General features: G+C 37.7%; 16 protein-coding genes. 1 reads left to right on the top strand and 15 read right to left on the bottom strand.

The window, feature by feature from the left end; all coding sequences use genetic code 11:
* Positions 1-14: 14 nt before the first annotated feature.
* From HNQ94_RS12285 to HNQ94_RS12215, 15 genes are all read right to left on the bottom strand, one after another.
* A complete protein-coding gene (locus tag HNQ94_RS12285; RefSeq protein ID WP_174496857.1) occupies positions 15-1,025 on the bottom strand; it encodes a MoeB/ThiF family adenylyltransferase in 1,011 nt (336 codons plus the stop codon).
* 34 nt (positions 1,026-1,059) lie between these two features.
* Complete coding sequence (moaA, locus tag HNQ94_RS12280) at positions 1,060-2,076, bottom strand: GTP 3',8-cyclase MoaA (protein WP_174496858.1); 1,017 nt, start codon at positions 2,074-2,076, stop codon at positions 1,060-1,062.
* A 35-nt stretch (positions 2,077-2,111) separates the two neighbouring features.
* Positions 2,112-3,836 (bottom strand): PAS domain-containing sensor histidine kinase, encoded by a 1,725-nt coding sequence (locus HNQ94_RS12275; RefSeq protein WP_174496903.1) that lies wholly within the window; start codon positions 3,834-3,836, stop codon positions 2,112-2,114.
* Positions 3,837-3,853: 17 nt separating this feature from the next.
* Positions 3,854-4,330 (bottom strand): GAF domain-containing protein, encoded by a 477-nt coding sequence (locus tag HNQ94_RS12270; RefSeq protein ID WP_174496859.1) that lies wholly within the window; start codon positions 4,328-4,330, stop codon positions 3,854-3,856.
* Positions 4,320-4,973 carry a response regulator gene (locus HNQ94_RS12265; RefSeq protein WP_174496860.1) on the bottom strand — a complete coding sequence of 218 codons (654 nt, stop codon included), beginning with the start codon at positions 4,971-4,973 and terminating at the stop codon, positions 4,320-4,322. The genes HNQ94_RS12270 and HNQ94_RS12265 overlap by 11 nt, the downstream gene beginning before the upstream one ends.
* Before the next feature lie 11 nt (positions 4,974-4,984).
* Positions 4,985-5,641 carry a sensor histidine kinase gene (locus tag HNQ94_RS12260; RefSeq protein ID WP_174496861.1) on the bottom strand — a complete coding sequence of 219 codons (657 nt, stop codon included), beginning with the start codon at positions 5,639-5,641 and terminating at the stop codon, positions 4,985-4,987.
* Between the two features lie 36 nt (positions 5,642-5,677).
* Positions 5,678-7,165, bottom strand: a complete 1,488-nt coding sequence (locus tag HNQ94_RS12255; RefSeq protein WP_174496862.1) for a nitrate/nitrite transporter — start codon at positions 7,163-7,165, stop codon at positions 5,678-5,680.
* 1 nt (position 7,166) lies between these two features.
* Positions 7,167-7,445 carry a hypothetical protein gene (locus HNQ94_RS12250; protein WP_174496863.1) on the bottom strand — a complete coding sequence of 93 codons (279 nt, stop codon included), beginning with the start codon at positions 7,443-7,445 and terminating at the stop codon, positions 7,167-7,169.
* On the bottom strand, positions 7,432-7,746 hold the full coding sequence (locus tag HNQ94_RS12245; protein WP_174496864.1) for a hypothetical protein: 315 nt from the start codon (positions 7,744-7,746) through the stop codon (positions 7,432-7,434). The genes HNQ94_RS12250 and HNQ94_RS12245 overlap by 14 nt, the downstream gene beginning before the upstream one ends.
* Positions 7,736-7,945, bottom strand: a complete 210-nt coding sequence (locus HNQ94_RS12240) for a hypothetical protein (protein ID WP_174496865.1) — start codon at positions 7,943-7,945, stop codon at positions 7,736-7,738. The genes HNQ94_RS12245 and HNQ94_RS12240 overlap by 11 nt, the downstream gene beginning before the upstream one ends.
* Positions 7,935-8,459, bottom strand: coding sequence for a Rieske (2Fe-2S) protein (locus tag HNQ94_RS12235; protein ID WP_174496866.1), 525 nt, complete (start codon positions 8,457-8,459; stop codon positions 7,935-7,937). The genes HNQ94_RS12240 and HNQ94_RS12235 overlap by 11 nt, the downstream gene beginning before the upstream one ends.
* Before the next feature lie 13 nt (positions 8,460-8,472).
* Entirely contained in the window at positions 8,473-9,036 is a 564-nt protein-coding gene (locus tag HNQ94_RS12230) for a 4Fe-4S dicluster domain-containing protein (protein WP_174496867.1), read from the bottom strand.
* Entirely contained in the window at positions 9,037-11,205 is a 2,169-nt protein-coding gene (locus tag HNQ94_RS12225) for a molybdopterin oxidoreductase family protein (RefSeq protein ID WP_174496868.1), read from the bottom strand.
* On the bottom strand, positions 11,192-12,289 hold the full coding sequence (locus HNQ94_RS12220; RefSeq protein WP_221452561.1) for a hypothetical protein: 1,098 nt from the start codon (positions 12,287-12,289) through the stop codon (positions 11,192-11,194). Before HNQ94_RS12220 ends, HNQ94_RS12225 begins: the two co-directional genes overlap by 14 nt.
* 369 nt (positions 12,290-12,658) lie before the next feature.
* Positions 12,659-13,132 carry a hypothetical protein gene (locus tag HNQ94_RS12215; RefSeq protein ID WP_174496869.1) on the bottom strand — a complete coding sequence of 158 codons (474 nt, stop codon included), beginning with the start codon at positions 13,130-13,132 and terminating at the stop codon, positions 12,659-12,661.
* Between the two features lie 174 nt (positions 13,133-13,306).
* Here HNQ94_RS12215 and HNQ94_RS12210 point away from each other — a divergent pair, with 174 nt between their 5' ends.
* Complete coding sequence (locus HNQ94_RS12210; protein WP_174496870.1) at positions 13,307-15,223, top strand: ABC transporter ATP-binding protein; 1,917 nt, start codon at positions 13,307-13,309, stop codon at positions 15,221-15,223.
* Positions 15,224-15,230 lie beyond the last annotated feature (7 nt).

Genomic DNA, 15,230 nt, shown 5'->3' with positions numbered 1-15,230 from the left:
ATTTCTGTTCCTCCTTACCCAACTAGCTGATAATACACACTTTTTGCTTGTTCAATAGAGCTTGTACCATGAATTAATGTTCTTCCATCACGAAAGAACACTAATCGAAAGGATTTATATTCAATAGAAAGTAAAAAAGGATTTCTTTTTATATCCCCAACATGTTGAAGCCGCGCTGCTAAATCATCTAGGCTGAACTCTCTATCTGCCCTGATTTGAACGGTATCTCTTCCGCAAAGAACAGCCACTTTTGTTTGGGATTCATAGCTTAAGTTCGGATAGGTTGGATTTTCCCCGCAAGTAGGGCAGTCTGCTCTTTTTGCCCGCTTCACATTAATCGTTTGATAATGATTGTGCCAAAGATCAAAGGTAACTAATTGAGAGCGCAATGCCTTTTGATCTTCTACTAGTAACTTTAATGCCTCTGTCGTTTGATGAGCTGCTACCATTTGGACAGCAGGAGAGATAATACCAACCGAGTCACACGTTGCCCCTGACATTGGGGCTGCTTGTAACAGACAACTTAAACAAGGTGACTCACCGGGTAAAATCGTATAGCTCATACCTACACTCCCAACACAGGAACCAAATATCCATGGAATATCATATTTTTGATATAAATCATTCATAATAAAACGAATAGTAAAGTTATCTGTAGCATCCAAAGCTACATCCACATCACGAAGAAGTGGAACAAGGTTTGTTGGATCTACATCCATTACTAGTGCTTCAATCTCTACTTCTGAATTGATCTTATTCAATCGCTTCTTTGCAGCTACTGCTTTCGGCAATTGATCGATGGCATCTTGTTCCGCATATAACTGTTGTCTCTGTAAATTACTTACTTCCACATAATCACGGTCAATAATTGTTAGTTTACCGATTCCAGCTCGAACAAGACCTTCTGCGTTTGCCGTACCGAGGGCTCCAGCACCTATGACAAGGACATGTTTATTGCCTATATGGTTTTGTCCCTCTTCTCCAATAGAACGAAATAATATTTGTCGGGAATAACGATCCTTCACTGTTTGTCTTCCTTTCTACAAGTAGGGATGACTTTTATCCCCCAATATAAGACATTTCTATTTTCGGCTTATTCTTTGCTGTTTCTTCTGTACGTTCATCTGAATATCTATCTCGTCTATTTTTCCATGTTGGTGAAAAAGCTTCCATAATATCTTCATCTGTAGCTTCTGAACGAACTAATTGTTTTAAATCATAACCATTTGCTGCGAATAAACAAGTATAAAACTTGCCATCTGCAGAAATTCTCCCTCTCGTGCAAGTGGAACAAAATGACTCGGAAACGGATGTAATAAATCCAACTTCCGTATCGGTCCCTGCATAGCGATACCTTTTCGCCACTTCTCCTAAATATGCCGGGTCAACAGGTTCAAGGTCAAAATGCTTAGATAGTTGATCGAAAATTTCTTTTTTCGTAATAACATGCTTGTAATCCCATCCATTGGAAGTCCCGACATCCATAAACTCAATGTATCGTAAAGTAATACCACGTTCTTTAAAAAAAGTTGCCATTGGAATAATTTCCTGTTCATTCATCCCTTTTTTTACGACCATGTTTACTTTCACTTCTATACCAACTTCTTGTGCTTTTGCAATACCCTTTAAAATACGGTTCGAACTAGCTCCAACATCATTAATCGACTTAAAAACATCATCATTTATCGCATCTAGGCTCACATTTATTCTTTTTAATCCTGCATCCTTCAATGCTTGGGCATGTTTTTCTAATAAAAATCCATTGGTCGTTAGCCCAATATCATCTAGGCCATCAATTGCTACTAATTTTTCGATTAAGACAGCTATATCTTTCCTTAACAACGGTTCTCCACCGGTAAGCCGAAGTTTTTTTACACCAAGTTGAACGAATATTTTTGTTAGTCTTTCTATTTCTTCAAAGCTTAAAAGATGCTCCTTAGGCATAAAGGCGAAATCTTTCCCAAATATTTCTTTCGGCATACAATACGTGCATCGAAAATTACAACGGTCCGTGACAGATATTCGCAAATCCTCAAGTGGTCTACCAAACTTATCTTGTAATGGTGATCTTGTCATAAATACTCACCTAACTTTCTATTTCAATCATTTTACTATTTCGCAATTTCAAATATGACAGTCGTACCGATACTAGGCTTTGATTTGACAGATAATTCTCCATCAACCGATCGAGCTCTTTCTTCCATACTAGTTAATCCGACCCCAGTTGATAGGTTAACTAATTCAAACCCTTTCCCTTTGTCCTCTATCAATACTCGAATACTATCCTCTGTTTCTCTAATCGTTACAGAAGCTTGATCAATTTCAGCGTACTTTCGAACATTCGTTAGCGCTTCTTGTATAATTCGGTATATGGTAATTTCTTTATTGCTATCTAGTCTTTGCTTTAAAGAGGAATCAAAATACACATCGATACCATAACTTTCTGAAAAACGATTGAGGAAAGAACGAATGGCAGGAATTAAACCTAAATCGTCAAGGACAGACGGTCGTAGTTCCCAAGAAAAATCCCTCACTTCTTGAATCAATTCCGTTGCCTCCTCAAGCATCTGCTCCACTAATGGATGGTCTTCTATTTCTGTACTTAATCGGTTGATAGTAATCAAATGGCTATATAGATTTTGACCAATTCCATCATGTAACTCTCTTGAAAGTCTTTTTCTTTCTTCTTCTTGTACATGAATAATACGTGTCATCGTATGCTGTAATTCCTCTTCTACTCTTTTTCGTTTTGTTATCTCAAAACGAATCGCTAAATATTGATAAGGTTTCCCATCATCATTTAAAAACGGAACAATCGTTGTATCTACCCAATAATAGGTTCCATCTTTTGCTTTATTTTTAATTTCACCCTTCCACACTTTTCCATTACCAATTGTTTTCCATAGTTCTTTAAAAAAAGCTTTTGGATGATAACCAGAATTAATAAGAGCGTGAGTGTTTCCAATTAACTCATCCCTCGAGTACTTGGATATTTGAACAAACTGGTCATTCACATATGTGATTCTTCCTCTTACATCCGTAATGGCTACAATGGAGGATTCATCTAGTGCGAATTTTAAATCAACTAATTCTTCCAGCGATTTTTTTAGTTCGTCTACTACTCGTTTATGTTCTGTTATTTCTTTTCGAATAGCTAAATACTGATATGGTTTCCCTTGTTCATTTAAAAACGGCACAATGGTTGTGTCGACCCAATAGTACGTTCCATCCTTGGCTTGATTTTTAATTTCTCCATGCCATACTTTTCCGTTTGCAATGGTTCTCCAAAGATCACGCATGAATTCTTTCGAGTGATAACCAGAATTAATAATACGATGATCTTTACCTATTAACTCTTCCTCGCTATATTTCGAAATCTCACAAAATTTATCATTTACATACTTAATTTTCCCCGTTTGATCTGTAACGGCAACAATCGTTGATTCATCTAGTGCATATTTCATATCTAAGAGTTCATTGACTATTTTTCTCGGTTCCATTCCAGCCATAGAGTGATTATTGCTTTTGTGGATAATAAGAAGTGTGTAATCTACCCCATGAAGATGAAAGTTATTTTTACGAAGATATAACGGTATACGTTTACCGTCTTGATTTTGTGCGAAGTGCTGGACGATGGTACCCTGTTCTAACTCAGTAATGTTTAAGTCTGGAATAATAGTATCAAGCATTTGACCGTTATAATTTTCTTTTTGAATAAGAAGTAAATGGGCTGCCTTCTCATTAATAGATTGAATAACCCCTAACTGATCTACAATTATCGTTGCATCCCCAGGAGACCCGCTGATTCCATTGGTGTTTTCTATTTCAGAATTCATCACTATCTGCTTCCCTCCTAGTTACTACAAAAATATGAAGGCAGTAATGCTTCTACCTTTTTCGCCCCATCTCTTACTGTATTAATTTCTTCGGTTGTAAAATTGTGTTTACTACGATAACCAATTAATAGTGCACCTTTTGGCTTACCTTCCCAAAATAACGGAACAGCATATGCTGAAATAAGCTTCTCAGCTATCATAATGGGATAGTCTGTTGTTTTTCCAAGGATGTTTTCAGGAAAGGAGTTTATTGTCATCGGACTACCACTAGCAATTACCTTACCAGCAATCCCTTTTCCGTATCGTACAAGAAGATGCTTATATTTTTCATTCCTATTTCCACATACAAATGGCCAATTTACATCTATTCCTATTTGTTGCTGCAGGGCAACACCGGTGAAGTCGCAGGAGAGATTTTCTCTCAACTCGCTACAATCTAATAGAAATAACTCATTTAACTCCATTTTTTCCTGTTCGTAACGATTACATTCCATAACCTAGCAATCCCTTTTTTAAGGCATACTCAACAAGCTCAGGCCTTGTTTTCATTTGTAACTTTTCCATTACATTACTTTTATGGGTTTCTACTGTTTTTACACTAATAACCAATTTCTCGCCTATTTCCTTATTGGAGTAGCCTTTTGCAATTAGTGTTAACACTTCCTTTTCTCGGTCTGATAATAACTGAAAAAGATCTGTTCCGGACTGCTTGAGGTTCCCTAAGTATTCGTCCATTAGCCTTTTCGTCGCCGCTGGATGCAGGTAAGCATTTCCACTACAAACAGATTTAATTGCATCTACTAGCTCCTTATGTGGAGCACTTTTTAGTACACACCCCGATGCTCCAGCTTGAATAGCACGGAATAAATATTCCTCGTCATCATGCATCGTTAAAATTAAAATTGCTATATCTGGTAGTTGTTTTTTTAATTCTGAGGTTGCAGATAAACCGTCTTTTCCGTGAGGCATACTTAAATCCATTAAAACGACATCTGGTTTTAATTGTAAGGCCTTTTCTATCGCCTCATTGCCTTCAGAAGCTTCACCAATTACTTCCATATCAGGTACAGCATTCAGCAGTACATGTAATCCTGACCGAACGACTGCATGATCATCACATAGCAAGATTTTTATCACATTAATCCCCCTTAGTCCTGAACTGGTAACTGTAACGTGACCTTTGTTCCTCTACCAATTTCAGAATGAAGCATACATTCCCCACCAACATTAGTCATCCTTTGTTTCATTGCTGCAATCCCTTTGAATGAGTTTCTACTATTTTCTTCTTCTAGCTCAAATCCTTTTCCTTCATCTTCAATATGAATCGTTAATGTATTTAATCCCCATAAAATTGTCAGCTTTGCATCAGAAGTATCCGCATATTTTGCAATATTTATTAACGCTTCTTGACAAGACCTAAATATAGCTAAGCTTTTCCCTTCAGATATCTCCATTTCCCTACCAGTAGTTTGAAGATCTACTACAATACCAAAAGAGGAAGTAAAAAGCTTTATATAACTTTTTATGGCGGAAATTAGTCCTAACGTATCTATTGTTGTTGGATATAGTTCTACAGACAAAAGCCTAACTTCTTGTATCGTTCTTTTCATTAGCTCTGTCATTTCATTCGCATATTGTTTTAGTGCTGGATCTTCCATTGCAGATTGCAAAAACTCCATTCCAGTAGACAGACTGTATAAATTCTGGCTGATGCCCTCATGGAGCTCAAGTGCAATGCGTTTTATTTCCTCTTCTTGTGATTGAATAATATAGTTACTTGCATATTTAAATGCCTTAAGCTCCATGATAGACCCTCCTTATTTTATGTTCTTACTGATTAGTTATTTGTTTGTTACGTCACTAAATACACCAGCATACTGAATGACTTCATTTGAATCATCTTTTATCGCATTAATCGTTAACCATTCTAAATAATGATTACCATCTTTTCTTTTGTTCCAAATTTCTCCTTGCCAAAATCCATTTTCGTTTAAACTCTCCCACATTTTTTCATAAAAATCTTTCGTATGCTTTCCAGAGCTTAAAATTTTTGGGCTTTGACCAACTACTTCCTCCGCTTTATAACCTGTTACCTCTGTAAAGGCAGGATTTACTGTGATAATTTTAGCATTTTTATCCGTCACTAGCATTCCTAGTGGAGTCGTCTTAAGAACTTGATCGGATAATGCTAGTTTATCATGGTAATACATCCAAATTACAATAATTAAACTAGCTAAAGCAATTTGAGATAACGCCATAAACCCAATTGCATAGTGACCAGTTAAGTTATAAAGAATTGTCAAAATAAGTGGTGGGAAAAATCCTCCTAAACCACCCATCGCTGCTACAATACCATTTGCAATACCAGCTTGTTTTTGGAAATACATTGGCACTAATTTGAAAATGACACCATTACCGATACCTGCACAGATTGCAATGGTTAAGCAACCTGTTGCATACAGATTAATAGATGGTGCAAAGGACAATAGTAGGGCAGAAACCGTAAACCCTCCGAATACAAACATTAAAAGAATGAGAGAATGGAAGCGATCTGCTAACCAACCACCTATAGGACGTAAAAATGTTGCTGTTGCAATGAATCCAGCAGTACGTAAGCCTGCATCTACTTTGTCTAAACCAAAATTACTTACTAGAAAATTTGGTAAATAGACAGTAAAGGCTACAAACGAACCGAAAGTAATAAAGTAAAATAAACAGAAGATCCATAGCTTTTCATTTTTATACACACCTTTTATTTGGTGAATAAGAGGTGTTTTTACTTTCACTTCCTTTTTATCACCGAAAAAGAAGTTTGCTAAAATGAAGATTCCTAAAAGAACCATATAAAGTTGAATGGTAAAGGACCATCCAAACTTACCTGCTATTACCGGAGCCGCAAATGCTGTAATGGCCGTACCGATATTTCCCGCTCCATAAATTCCGTTAACGAAACCATGCCTTTCCTTCGGGTAGTACTTTGGTAAAGATGTTACCCCTACAGAGAAAATAGCACCACCGATACCAATAAATAATCCACCTATTAATAAGTCTATAAACGAATTCGCAATACTAACGTAATAGACAGGAGGTAAGAGGAGAATAAAACTTACCATAAAGATCATTCTCGCACCTAGTAAATTCGTTAAGTAACCCATTGGAATTCGAAGTAGTGAGCCTAAAATAACAGGTACAGCTGTAACCCAAGCAGCTTGCTGAGGCGTGATATTAATATCCTCAATAATAAAAGATAATAGAGAAGATAAAATTACCCAAACCATAAAGCCAACAATAAGGTTGGCAGTCTGTAACGGAAGTTGTACTTTTTTCATCCTAATTCCCCTCGCTTCTGATTGCATAATAAAGTTCTGTCTCTTTATCATAAGCAACCCATTCGTTCTCCTTTTTCCAAACCGTACTCGTTAAAGGAACGGCAAAAAAGAAATGCTTGTCAAAATAAATTCTGACATGTGTCTTATCTGGACAGAGGGTAACATCCTTAATATTTCTTTTTACCCATGGAGCCATGTCCTCTCCTTCTTTCCCGTGTATGCAAATTTGAACAGAAGAAGAAATAAATTGTTTCAAATCCTCTTTATTAACTGTTTCCACTTTTGCAACACCCTTTCATTACTGGCAATACTTGAAATTGGTAGCCTTGCAGGGCATGCCAAAATGTTTCACCTGCTTTGTCTTCCAAATAATCAATGACATCATCCTCAGATTTCCATTTACTCATTCCCTTTACCTCTGCAACAACAATTTCCACACCTTGTTCTTCTTTTTCATCTAGATACCAATGAAGACGGCGATGGTTCTCAAAAAGCTCCTCAAACATAACGTTTACATCTTTTGCGAGTGTTCCCGATGCTTCTCGAACAAAACAAAAGTCTAAATATGCTTCACTTGCCATTTTTCCCAGCGCCTCCTTTGTTTTTTTCTTTTTTGTATATGAATATTGCTACAGGAAACAACAAAATATTAATTCCCATATATAACAAAACCGCTTCGTAGTTTTCATAGAAGAATTGGTGCACCAATAATTGGGTAAACACTATATTTAACCCCAAAATAATTAACAGTCCAATAACCCCAACATAACTACGCTTCATAACGTTTCACCCTCACTGCATAAACGGCATGATCATGTACCTCTATGATAATTTCAGGAAGTGGGCGTCTTGGTGGACCAGCTGTTGGTGCTCCTGTATTAACGTCAAACTTTCCGTGGTGGCATGGACAAATCATTGTTTCCTCTTCTTTTACCCAATAGACCGGACAACGCAGATGTGTACATGCATTTTGATAAGCAACAAATTTATTGTCTGTTAAACGCACGAGAACAGCACTATCGTGATCACTAGGAAAATGAAATCCTATTGAATCTCCCACCGCTATATCCTTGAGATCTACTATTTTTTGATGTGGATACTCTTTATCCGCTAATCCCATTAATTCTTTTGCTGCAATTGCTCCCCACGGGAGTGAAGCAACTGCAAACACGCCAGCCGCTCCAGCCAATGTTTTCATAAATCCACGTCTATCCAATTGTCGTTCGTTATTTTTCGTTATATTGTGCGTGTAATTATCTTCATCAAATGGTATTTTATTATTTCGATCCGTCATGGTTTATCCTCCTTTAAAACAATTTCGTCGTTCCTTGCAATATTCCGGGAAGATTAACTTTTACATTTGTTTCGCCTTCTAAGTAAGGCATGCTTGTAACCCATTTATCATTGCCAAGGTCAAATTGTTTTTGCTTCTGATCAATTTCTTCCTCTGTTAACCACTGTAAGGTATTAGAAGGACATACACTCGCACACATTGGTGGAATACCATCTTTTGTTCGATCTATACAGAGATCACACTTATACATAAGGTTTTCTTCCTCATCAAACTTTGGAATCCCATACGGACAAGCAATGGTACAGTTTTGACAGCCGATACACTTTTCAACAAGCGCAGATAGAACCGCCCCCGTTTCATGAATTTGGATAGCTTGTGCCGGACAACTTCTTGCACAAGCTGGGTTCACACAGTGCAAACACATAAGCGGCATCGTTTGTCTGTTTACGAGTGGATTCACATCATAAACATAGTTTCTATTTCGCTCTTCATGACCACCACATTGTGTACATGCTGCTAGACAAGATCGACATCCAATACAGTTTTCTAGTTCAATATAAAGTCTTCTTTTTTCCATTTAGTGCACCTTCCCCGCTTCAAGTTTCTCTATTTGAGCAGCACATGCCTTAAATTCTGGCATTCTTGACATCGGGTCTAATGCTGCAATCGTTAATAGGTTAATAGACTGTTCATGACCAAAGTGATATGGAACGAAAACTGTATCTTCTCGAATAGCTTCCGTAATTTTTACCTTATAGTCACTTTTTCCTCTTCGCGTAAATAATCGAACGACTTCCTCATGTTTAATGTTGTACTTTTCTGCCGTAACTGGATGCACCTCTACGTAAGGGTCTGGACACATATCTTTTAAAAATTGAATTCTCCTCGTTTGGTTACCAGATAAATAGTGGTACACGACACGACCAGTTGTTAGGCGTAATGGATATTCTTCGCACGGTTCTTCTGCCGGTGGACGGTAAGGTAGAGCGCAAATTTTCGCCTTTCCATCTGGATGATAGAATTTTTTATCCAAGAACATATGTGGTGTTCCTTTATCCTCTTCATCCTTACATGGCCAAAATACACCGTCCTGCTTGTCAATCTTATCCCATGTAGCTCCGTAGTAATCGGCATTACCGCCTTTTGTTGCTAAACGGAATTCTTCTGCTACATCTTTTGCCGTTTTTAAGTGAGAGAAGTATTTTCCTCTGCCAAGACGTTCCGCTAGCTCTACTTGCATTAACCAGTCTGGCTTCGATTCACCAATTGGCTCCTGCGCTTTGTTTATTTTAATGATTCTTCCTTCTAGATTTGTTACGGTACCTTCATCTTCAGACCATGTAACAGATGGTAAAATTACATCTGCAAATTCGGCTGACTCAGATAAATAGAAGTCGGCACAAACCATGAAATCCAAGTTTTTCATCGCATTTCTGACAAAGTTTAAGTTTGGTGCAGAAACAGCTGGGTTAGAGCACAATAGATAAAGTCCACGTATTGTTTTTTCTTCCATTAGCTCAAACATTTCATAAGCTGATACTCCAGGTTGCGGCATTTCTTCTGGATTAATTCCCCAAACCTTACTTACTGCTTTAACATGTTCAGGGTTTGTAATTTTACGATATCCTGGTAGAAGGTCTGATTTTTGTCCGTGTTCTCGGCCACCTTGACCATTCCCTTGACCAGTAAACGTTGCAACTCCAGCTTTTGGACGACCAATTTTACCTGTTACAAGTGCCATATTTGTATAAGCTGATACGTTATCTACCCCTTTATGCTGTTGCTCAATTCCTCTTGCAAACATCACAATTGCATTTGGAGCTTTTCCGTAGATTTCAGCAGCTTTAATAATTTTTTCTTCTGCGACACCCGTTAAGAAGCTCGTGTGCTCCGGAGTAAAATCTTTAACTAGTTCTTTTGTTTCTTCAAATCCGTTTGTATGTTTGTTAACGAATTCTTTATCTGCATACCCATTTTCAATTAAAAGGTGTAAAATGCCGTTTGCTAGCGCTAAGTCTGTTCCTGGACGTAAATCCAAGTGAACATCAGCCCTTCTTGCAACTGGTGTTTCTCTTGGATCGGCTACAATTAAGTAACCTCCGCGCTCTTGTACTGCCCACACGCGGAACATGGAAGTTGGATGACACTCAGCCGTGTTACTACCTGCAATAAACAGACAATCTGTTTCATGAACGTCGGTCCACGGTAGAGTAGAACCACGATCAACTCCGAATGAGCGTAAAAACCCACCCGCTGCACTGGACATGCAGAATCGACCATTATAATCAATGTATCTAGTTCCAAGTCCTACCCTTGCAAATTTTCCTGTTAAATAGCACTTTTCATTTGTCATTGAAACACCACTGAAAACAGATAGACTATCTTTCCCGTAATTTTTTTGTAGTTCAGTGAATTTTTTCACGATAAGATCATAAGCCTCTTCCCAGCTCGCCTCGCGGAATCCTTCTTTTGTTCCTTTTAAAGAAGCGTCATCACGGATTAAAGGCTTTAGGATTCGATCCTTATGGTTAGTTTGTTGATAAGCCGTAACACCCTTTGGACACATTTTCCCAACTGTTACTGGCCAGTCATACCTTGGCTCTACACCGATAATTTTGTTCGTTGCTGTATTGACGCGTAAATTCATTCCACACTGCATCCCACAGTAACTACAGTGGGTTTTAATTAACTTTTCATTTGGATGTTGGACATTTTCTATTTCTCGAAAAAATTTATCCCTTTGCATTTTGGTTAGCCTCCTTGACTGGCACTTGATGTGTTGCAACTCCTGAGAATCTAGCAATACGATACTTTCTTCGGCAAGGAAGACATAGTTCAGCTAGATTGAATCCATCTGTCATGTTAAATTCAATTTCGTTTACTCCTAAAACATCGATAACATCATTTGACTGCTCTGTTGAAACAAATCCAGTTCCACAAACCTTACATTCTTTCATTGATTTTTCTGCGTAATGTTCACGGTAGTTTCTAGCAAAAACACTTAACGGACGAAAAGGAATATGAGCAAGCTTTCCAAACGGTAAATAGATTAATGTAACAATTACTGAATATTGATGAATTAATGACATAACATAGTGTCCTGCTCCGTGTAGGAATACGTTAATAAACGTAAGCGCAAGACCCGTAATGCTAACAAATAGTAATAAATAAAGTGGCATAAAATCATAGATGAATGTTTGATCTGCTCTAGCTTGCATGTTTTTAATACGACGGTAAAGGGCCATACAAACACCCGTGATAACCATAATTGCACTGAAGTTTAAAGCGTTGTAGGAAAAGAAAGCAATGATACCATCTGCTGGAACAGTCATAATGTTCATTCCCATAGCAACAATCGTGTAATAGCCACTTTCTCCCATCGTGAAGTACATCCAACCAAAAACTAGTGGAAAAGTTACCATAATGGCAATTAAGCAACCCCAGCCAATTAATAAATGTTGGGTCCATCGGTAAATTCCCCTATTCCAAATGAATTTGTACGTTGCTAAATGTTCAACAGACGTCTGTGGAGTAGACTTTCGAAATAGCAGTTTTATTCCTTTTTTAATGATGATCTTTGTTGGTGGTCTTTCTCCCCAAGCAATAAATCGATAGAAAAATCCTCCTAGGAAGACGATCGTTCCCACCATGTATCCGTATAGATTAAGATCAACGTGGGTAAACATTCTCGTTCCTAAAAAAGAGAGAAGGATTAAACCACATATTGCTAAAAACATTGATTTTGCAAAATGTGAAGCAAATGCATTGTTTATAGAATTCTTTTTTTCTTCTGATTTATTAACCGTTTTGTTTAAGGTTGTATGTTCCATATAAACGCTCCCTCGTTTGGCATTTTTGCCATACTAATCTTGTTATATTAAGTATAGAAGGATTAGCAATTTTATATAATTGGGGAACCTCCCTATTTCGTGGGGGGAATTCCCCTATTTTGACTTTTGTTTCGCAACCACAAGGCTATTGATGAAAAATGGGATACCTTAGACTTCATAACGTAGGTGCTAACATCGCTCTGGCAGAATACTTAGCGCACCTAATGGCACGGCCTGGTGCGCGTAGTGTATTTCCGTAGCAGTCGAAATCACACACATGTTTGTTTCTTGCATTTTCTATCTACTGTAAAGCAACCAAAAAAAGCCTTCTCCATTAGGAGAAGACCTACTTTTGTTCCTATCAAATTGTTAAAGAAGAATATGAACAACAATACTAAAAAACAAGACAAAACCTAATCGTAAGTGTACTCTTCTTCTTTTTCCCGTAGCTCTGCGTCGGCGCATCCAACCGCTAATAACTTGAGCAAACAAGGCTAATAATGCTAGAAGGCCACTCACCATTTTAGTGTGCTGCCAGTTAAAAGCATATTCCGTAAATATAAGGCTGACATGAATGGTGATGAGTAAAAGGGCCATGAGTCCTATCGTCATATGATAAGGCATGATTTTTCTAGCTATTTTAGCAATTTTAATTTTTCGTTCCCGCTTCTTTTCCCTTCTAATTTCAGAAAATAGGCTATGCATATTCCAATTAAGGAGGATTGCTAACAGTCCAACAATCCCGAATATAATAGGAAGGCTTAGGAAAGTGGGGGAATCCTTTATGCCCTGCCATATAGCCAGAATTAAAACGAGGATATTTAAATAGAACCATTTATTCACCGGAGTCCCCCCTTTTGTAATCTAAGTACATACTATCGATTTTGATTGAAAGATACAATTAAGGTGAAAAAATGTTTTACCAAGACGTTAGTACTATACCATTCTGATTTAACCACTGAACATGTATAATAGGAAATGAAGATAAAATTTGATTGAAAAGAAATGAGTGTACGCATGAGTGTATTAAAGGCTGAAAACTTAAAAAAGACATATGGCGAGAAAGTACTTTTTGATGACCTTTCTTTTACAGTAGAAGAAAAGGATCGAGTAGGATTAATAGGGGTTAACGGAACAGGTAAATCCACTTTATTAAAAGTTATCGCTGGGATGGACTCGGCAGAAGAGGGACAACTCATTCACGCAAAACTATTTCGTATAGAATACTTAGCACAAAATCCAGCTTTTGATGAAAATATAACCGTTCTCGATTATATATACTACGGGGACTCCCCTATCATGAAAACGATACGTCAATATGAGCAGGCTTTAACGGACTTAAATGAAGACCCAACTAATGAAAAACAACAGCAACAGCTGTTTAAGTGGCAACAAAAAATGGACGAGCATGAGGCATGGGATGCGAATGCATTAGCTAAAACGGTTTTGACCCGCTTAGGTATTACAGCATATTCCACAAATTTAATGAATCTGTCAGGGGGACAAAAAAAGCGAGTCGCAATCGCTAAAGCGTTAATCCAACCAGCTGACCTTCTTATTTTAGATGAGCCAACAAACCACTTAGATAATCAGACAGTAGAATGGCTCGAAGGATTTTTAGCACAGTACCCCGGCGCTTTAATGTTAGTAACCCACGACCGCTATTTCCTAAATCGAGTTACAAATAAAATTTTTGAATTAGATCAAGGTAACCTTTATACGTATGAAGGTAATTATGAGATTTATTTAGAAAAGAAGGCAGAACGAGAAGAAATAGCCAATAAAGATGAACAGAAACGTCAAAATACGTTACGAAGAGAACTAGCTTGGTTGCGCCGTGGAGCAAAGGCTCGGACTACGAAACAAAAAGCAAGGATTCAACGAGTGGAAGAGCTACGAGACAGAAAAGTTGCTTCTAGCAATGGGGCCGTCGATATAGCCATTGGATCTCAACGGCTAGGAAAAAAAGTGATTGAGTTGAAGGATGTTTCTAAGAGATTTGAAGACAATACCCTAATTGAGGATTTTAATTATTTGATTACACCGAATGACAGACTTGGGATTATTGGACCTAATGGCAGTGGGAAAACCACACTATTAAACATGATTGCGGAAAGGATTTCTCCTAGTAACGGAACAATTGAAATCGGTCCGACAGTAAAGATTGGTTATTACACCCAAGAAAATGTGGAAATGGATGAAAGCCTTCGGGTTATTGAATACATTAAGGAGGGAGCAGAAGTAATCAAAACTGCTGATGGGGATTTTATCACAGCAGAGCAGATGCTAGAACGATTCCTTTTTTCAAGAAATCATCAATGGACGTATATTCACCGACTTTCTGGAGGAGAAAGAAGACGTCTTTATTTGCTAAGCGTTCTAATGGGGGAACCAAATGTTCTTTTTCTAGACGAGCCTACAAATGATTTAGACATTCAAACATTATCTATTTTAGAAGACTATCTAGATTTGTTTCCTGGTGTCGTTATAACCGTTTCCCACGATCGCTACTTCCTAGATAGAGTTGTGGATAGGTTATTTGCTTTTGAAGGTAGTCCACATATCCGCATATTCGATGGGAACTATTCAGATTATATGGAAGTCAGAAAAAAGGAAGTAGAGCACGAACAAGCCACTCAAAGAGCGTTGACTAAAGAATTAGCAGATCAACAGGCTAAACCGAGAAATAAACCGCGGAAACTTTCTTACAAAGAACAGCAAGAATGGGAAACAATTGAGGAGAAAATTGCTAACCTAGAAGAACGGTTAGAAGAAATACAACAGGAAATTTTAAAAGCTGGAAGCGATGCAGAAAAGGCGGAAAAGCTTTTTACTGAACAACAAACGGTTGAAACAGAATTAGAACAAGCAATGGAAAGATGGGAAGAATTATCTTTACTTGTTGAGGAAATAGAACAGGCCAAAAAAGGCTAAACCACTA

Origin of the sequence: Salirhabdus euzebyi, assembly GCF_014207435.1 — a bacterium.
In the GTDB taxonomy this organism is placed as follows: domain Bacteria; phylum Bacillota; class Bacilli; order Bacillales; family Alkalibacillaceae; genus Salirhabdus; species Salirhabdus euzebyi.
This window is presented reverse-complemented; position numbering and strand designations above follow the sequence as displayed.

Bases quoted from the DNA above. Each gene is read 5' to 3' on its own strand.
- HNQ94_RS12245 (WP_174496864.1), bottom strand. From the start codon at position 7,746: ATGGCAAGTGAAGCATATTTAGACTTTTGTTTTGTTCGAGAAGCATCG.
- HNQ94_RS12220 (WP_221452561.1), bottom strand. From the start codon at position 12,289: ATGGAACATACAACCTTAAACAAAACGGTTAATAAATCAGAAGAAAAA.
- HNQ94_RS12270 (WP_174496859.1), bottom strand. From the start codon at position 4,330: ATGGAATGTAATCGTTACGAACAGGAAAAAATGGAGTTAAATGAGTTA.
- HNQ94_RS12225 (WP_174496868.1), bottom strand. From the start codon at position 11,205: ATGCAAAGGGATAAATTTTTTCGAGAAATAGAAAATGTCCAACATCCA.
- HNQ94_RS12240 (WP_174496865.1), bottom strand. From the start codon at position 7,945: ATGAAGCGTAGTTATGTTGGGGTTATTGGACTGTTAATTATTTTGGGG.
- HNQ94_RS12235 (WP_174496866.1), bottom strand. From the start codon at position 8,459: ATGACGGATCGAAATAATAAAATACCATTTGATGAAGATAATTACACG.
- HNQ94_RS12260 (WP_174496861.1), bottom strand. From the start codon at position 5,641: ATGGAGCTTAAGGCATTTAAATATGCAAGTAACTATATTATTCAATCA.
- moaA (WP_174496858.1), bottom strand. From the start codon at position 2,076: ATGACAAGATCACCATTACAAGATAAGTTTGGTAGACCACTTGAGGAT.
- HNQ94_RS12275 (WP_174496903.1), bottom strand. From the start codon at position 3,836: ATGAATTCTGAAATAGAAAACACCAATGGAATCAGCGGGTCTCCTGGG.
- HNQ94_RS12210 (WP_174496870.1), top strand. From the start codon at position 13,307: ATGAGTGTATTAAAGGCTGAAAACTTAAAAAAGACATATGGCGAGAAA.
- HNQ94_RS12230 (WP_174496867.1), bottom strand. From the start codon at position 9,036: ATGGAAAAAAGAAGACTTTATATTGAACTAGAAAACTGTATTGGATGT.
- HNQ94_RS12255 (WP_174496862.1), bottom strand. From the start codon at position 7,165: ATGAAAAAAGTACAACTTCCGTTACAGACTGCCAACCTTATTGTTGGC.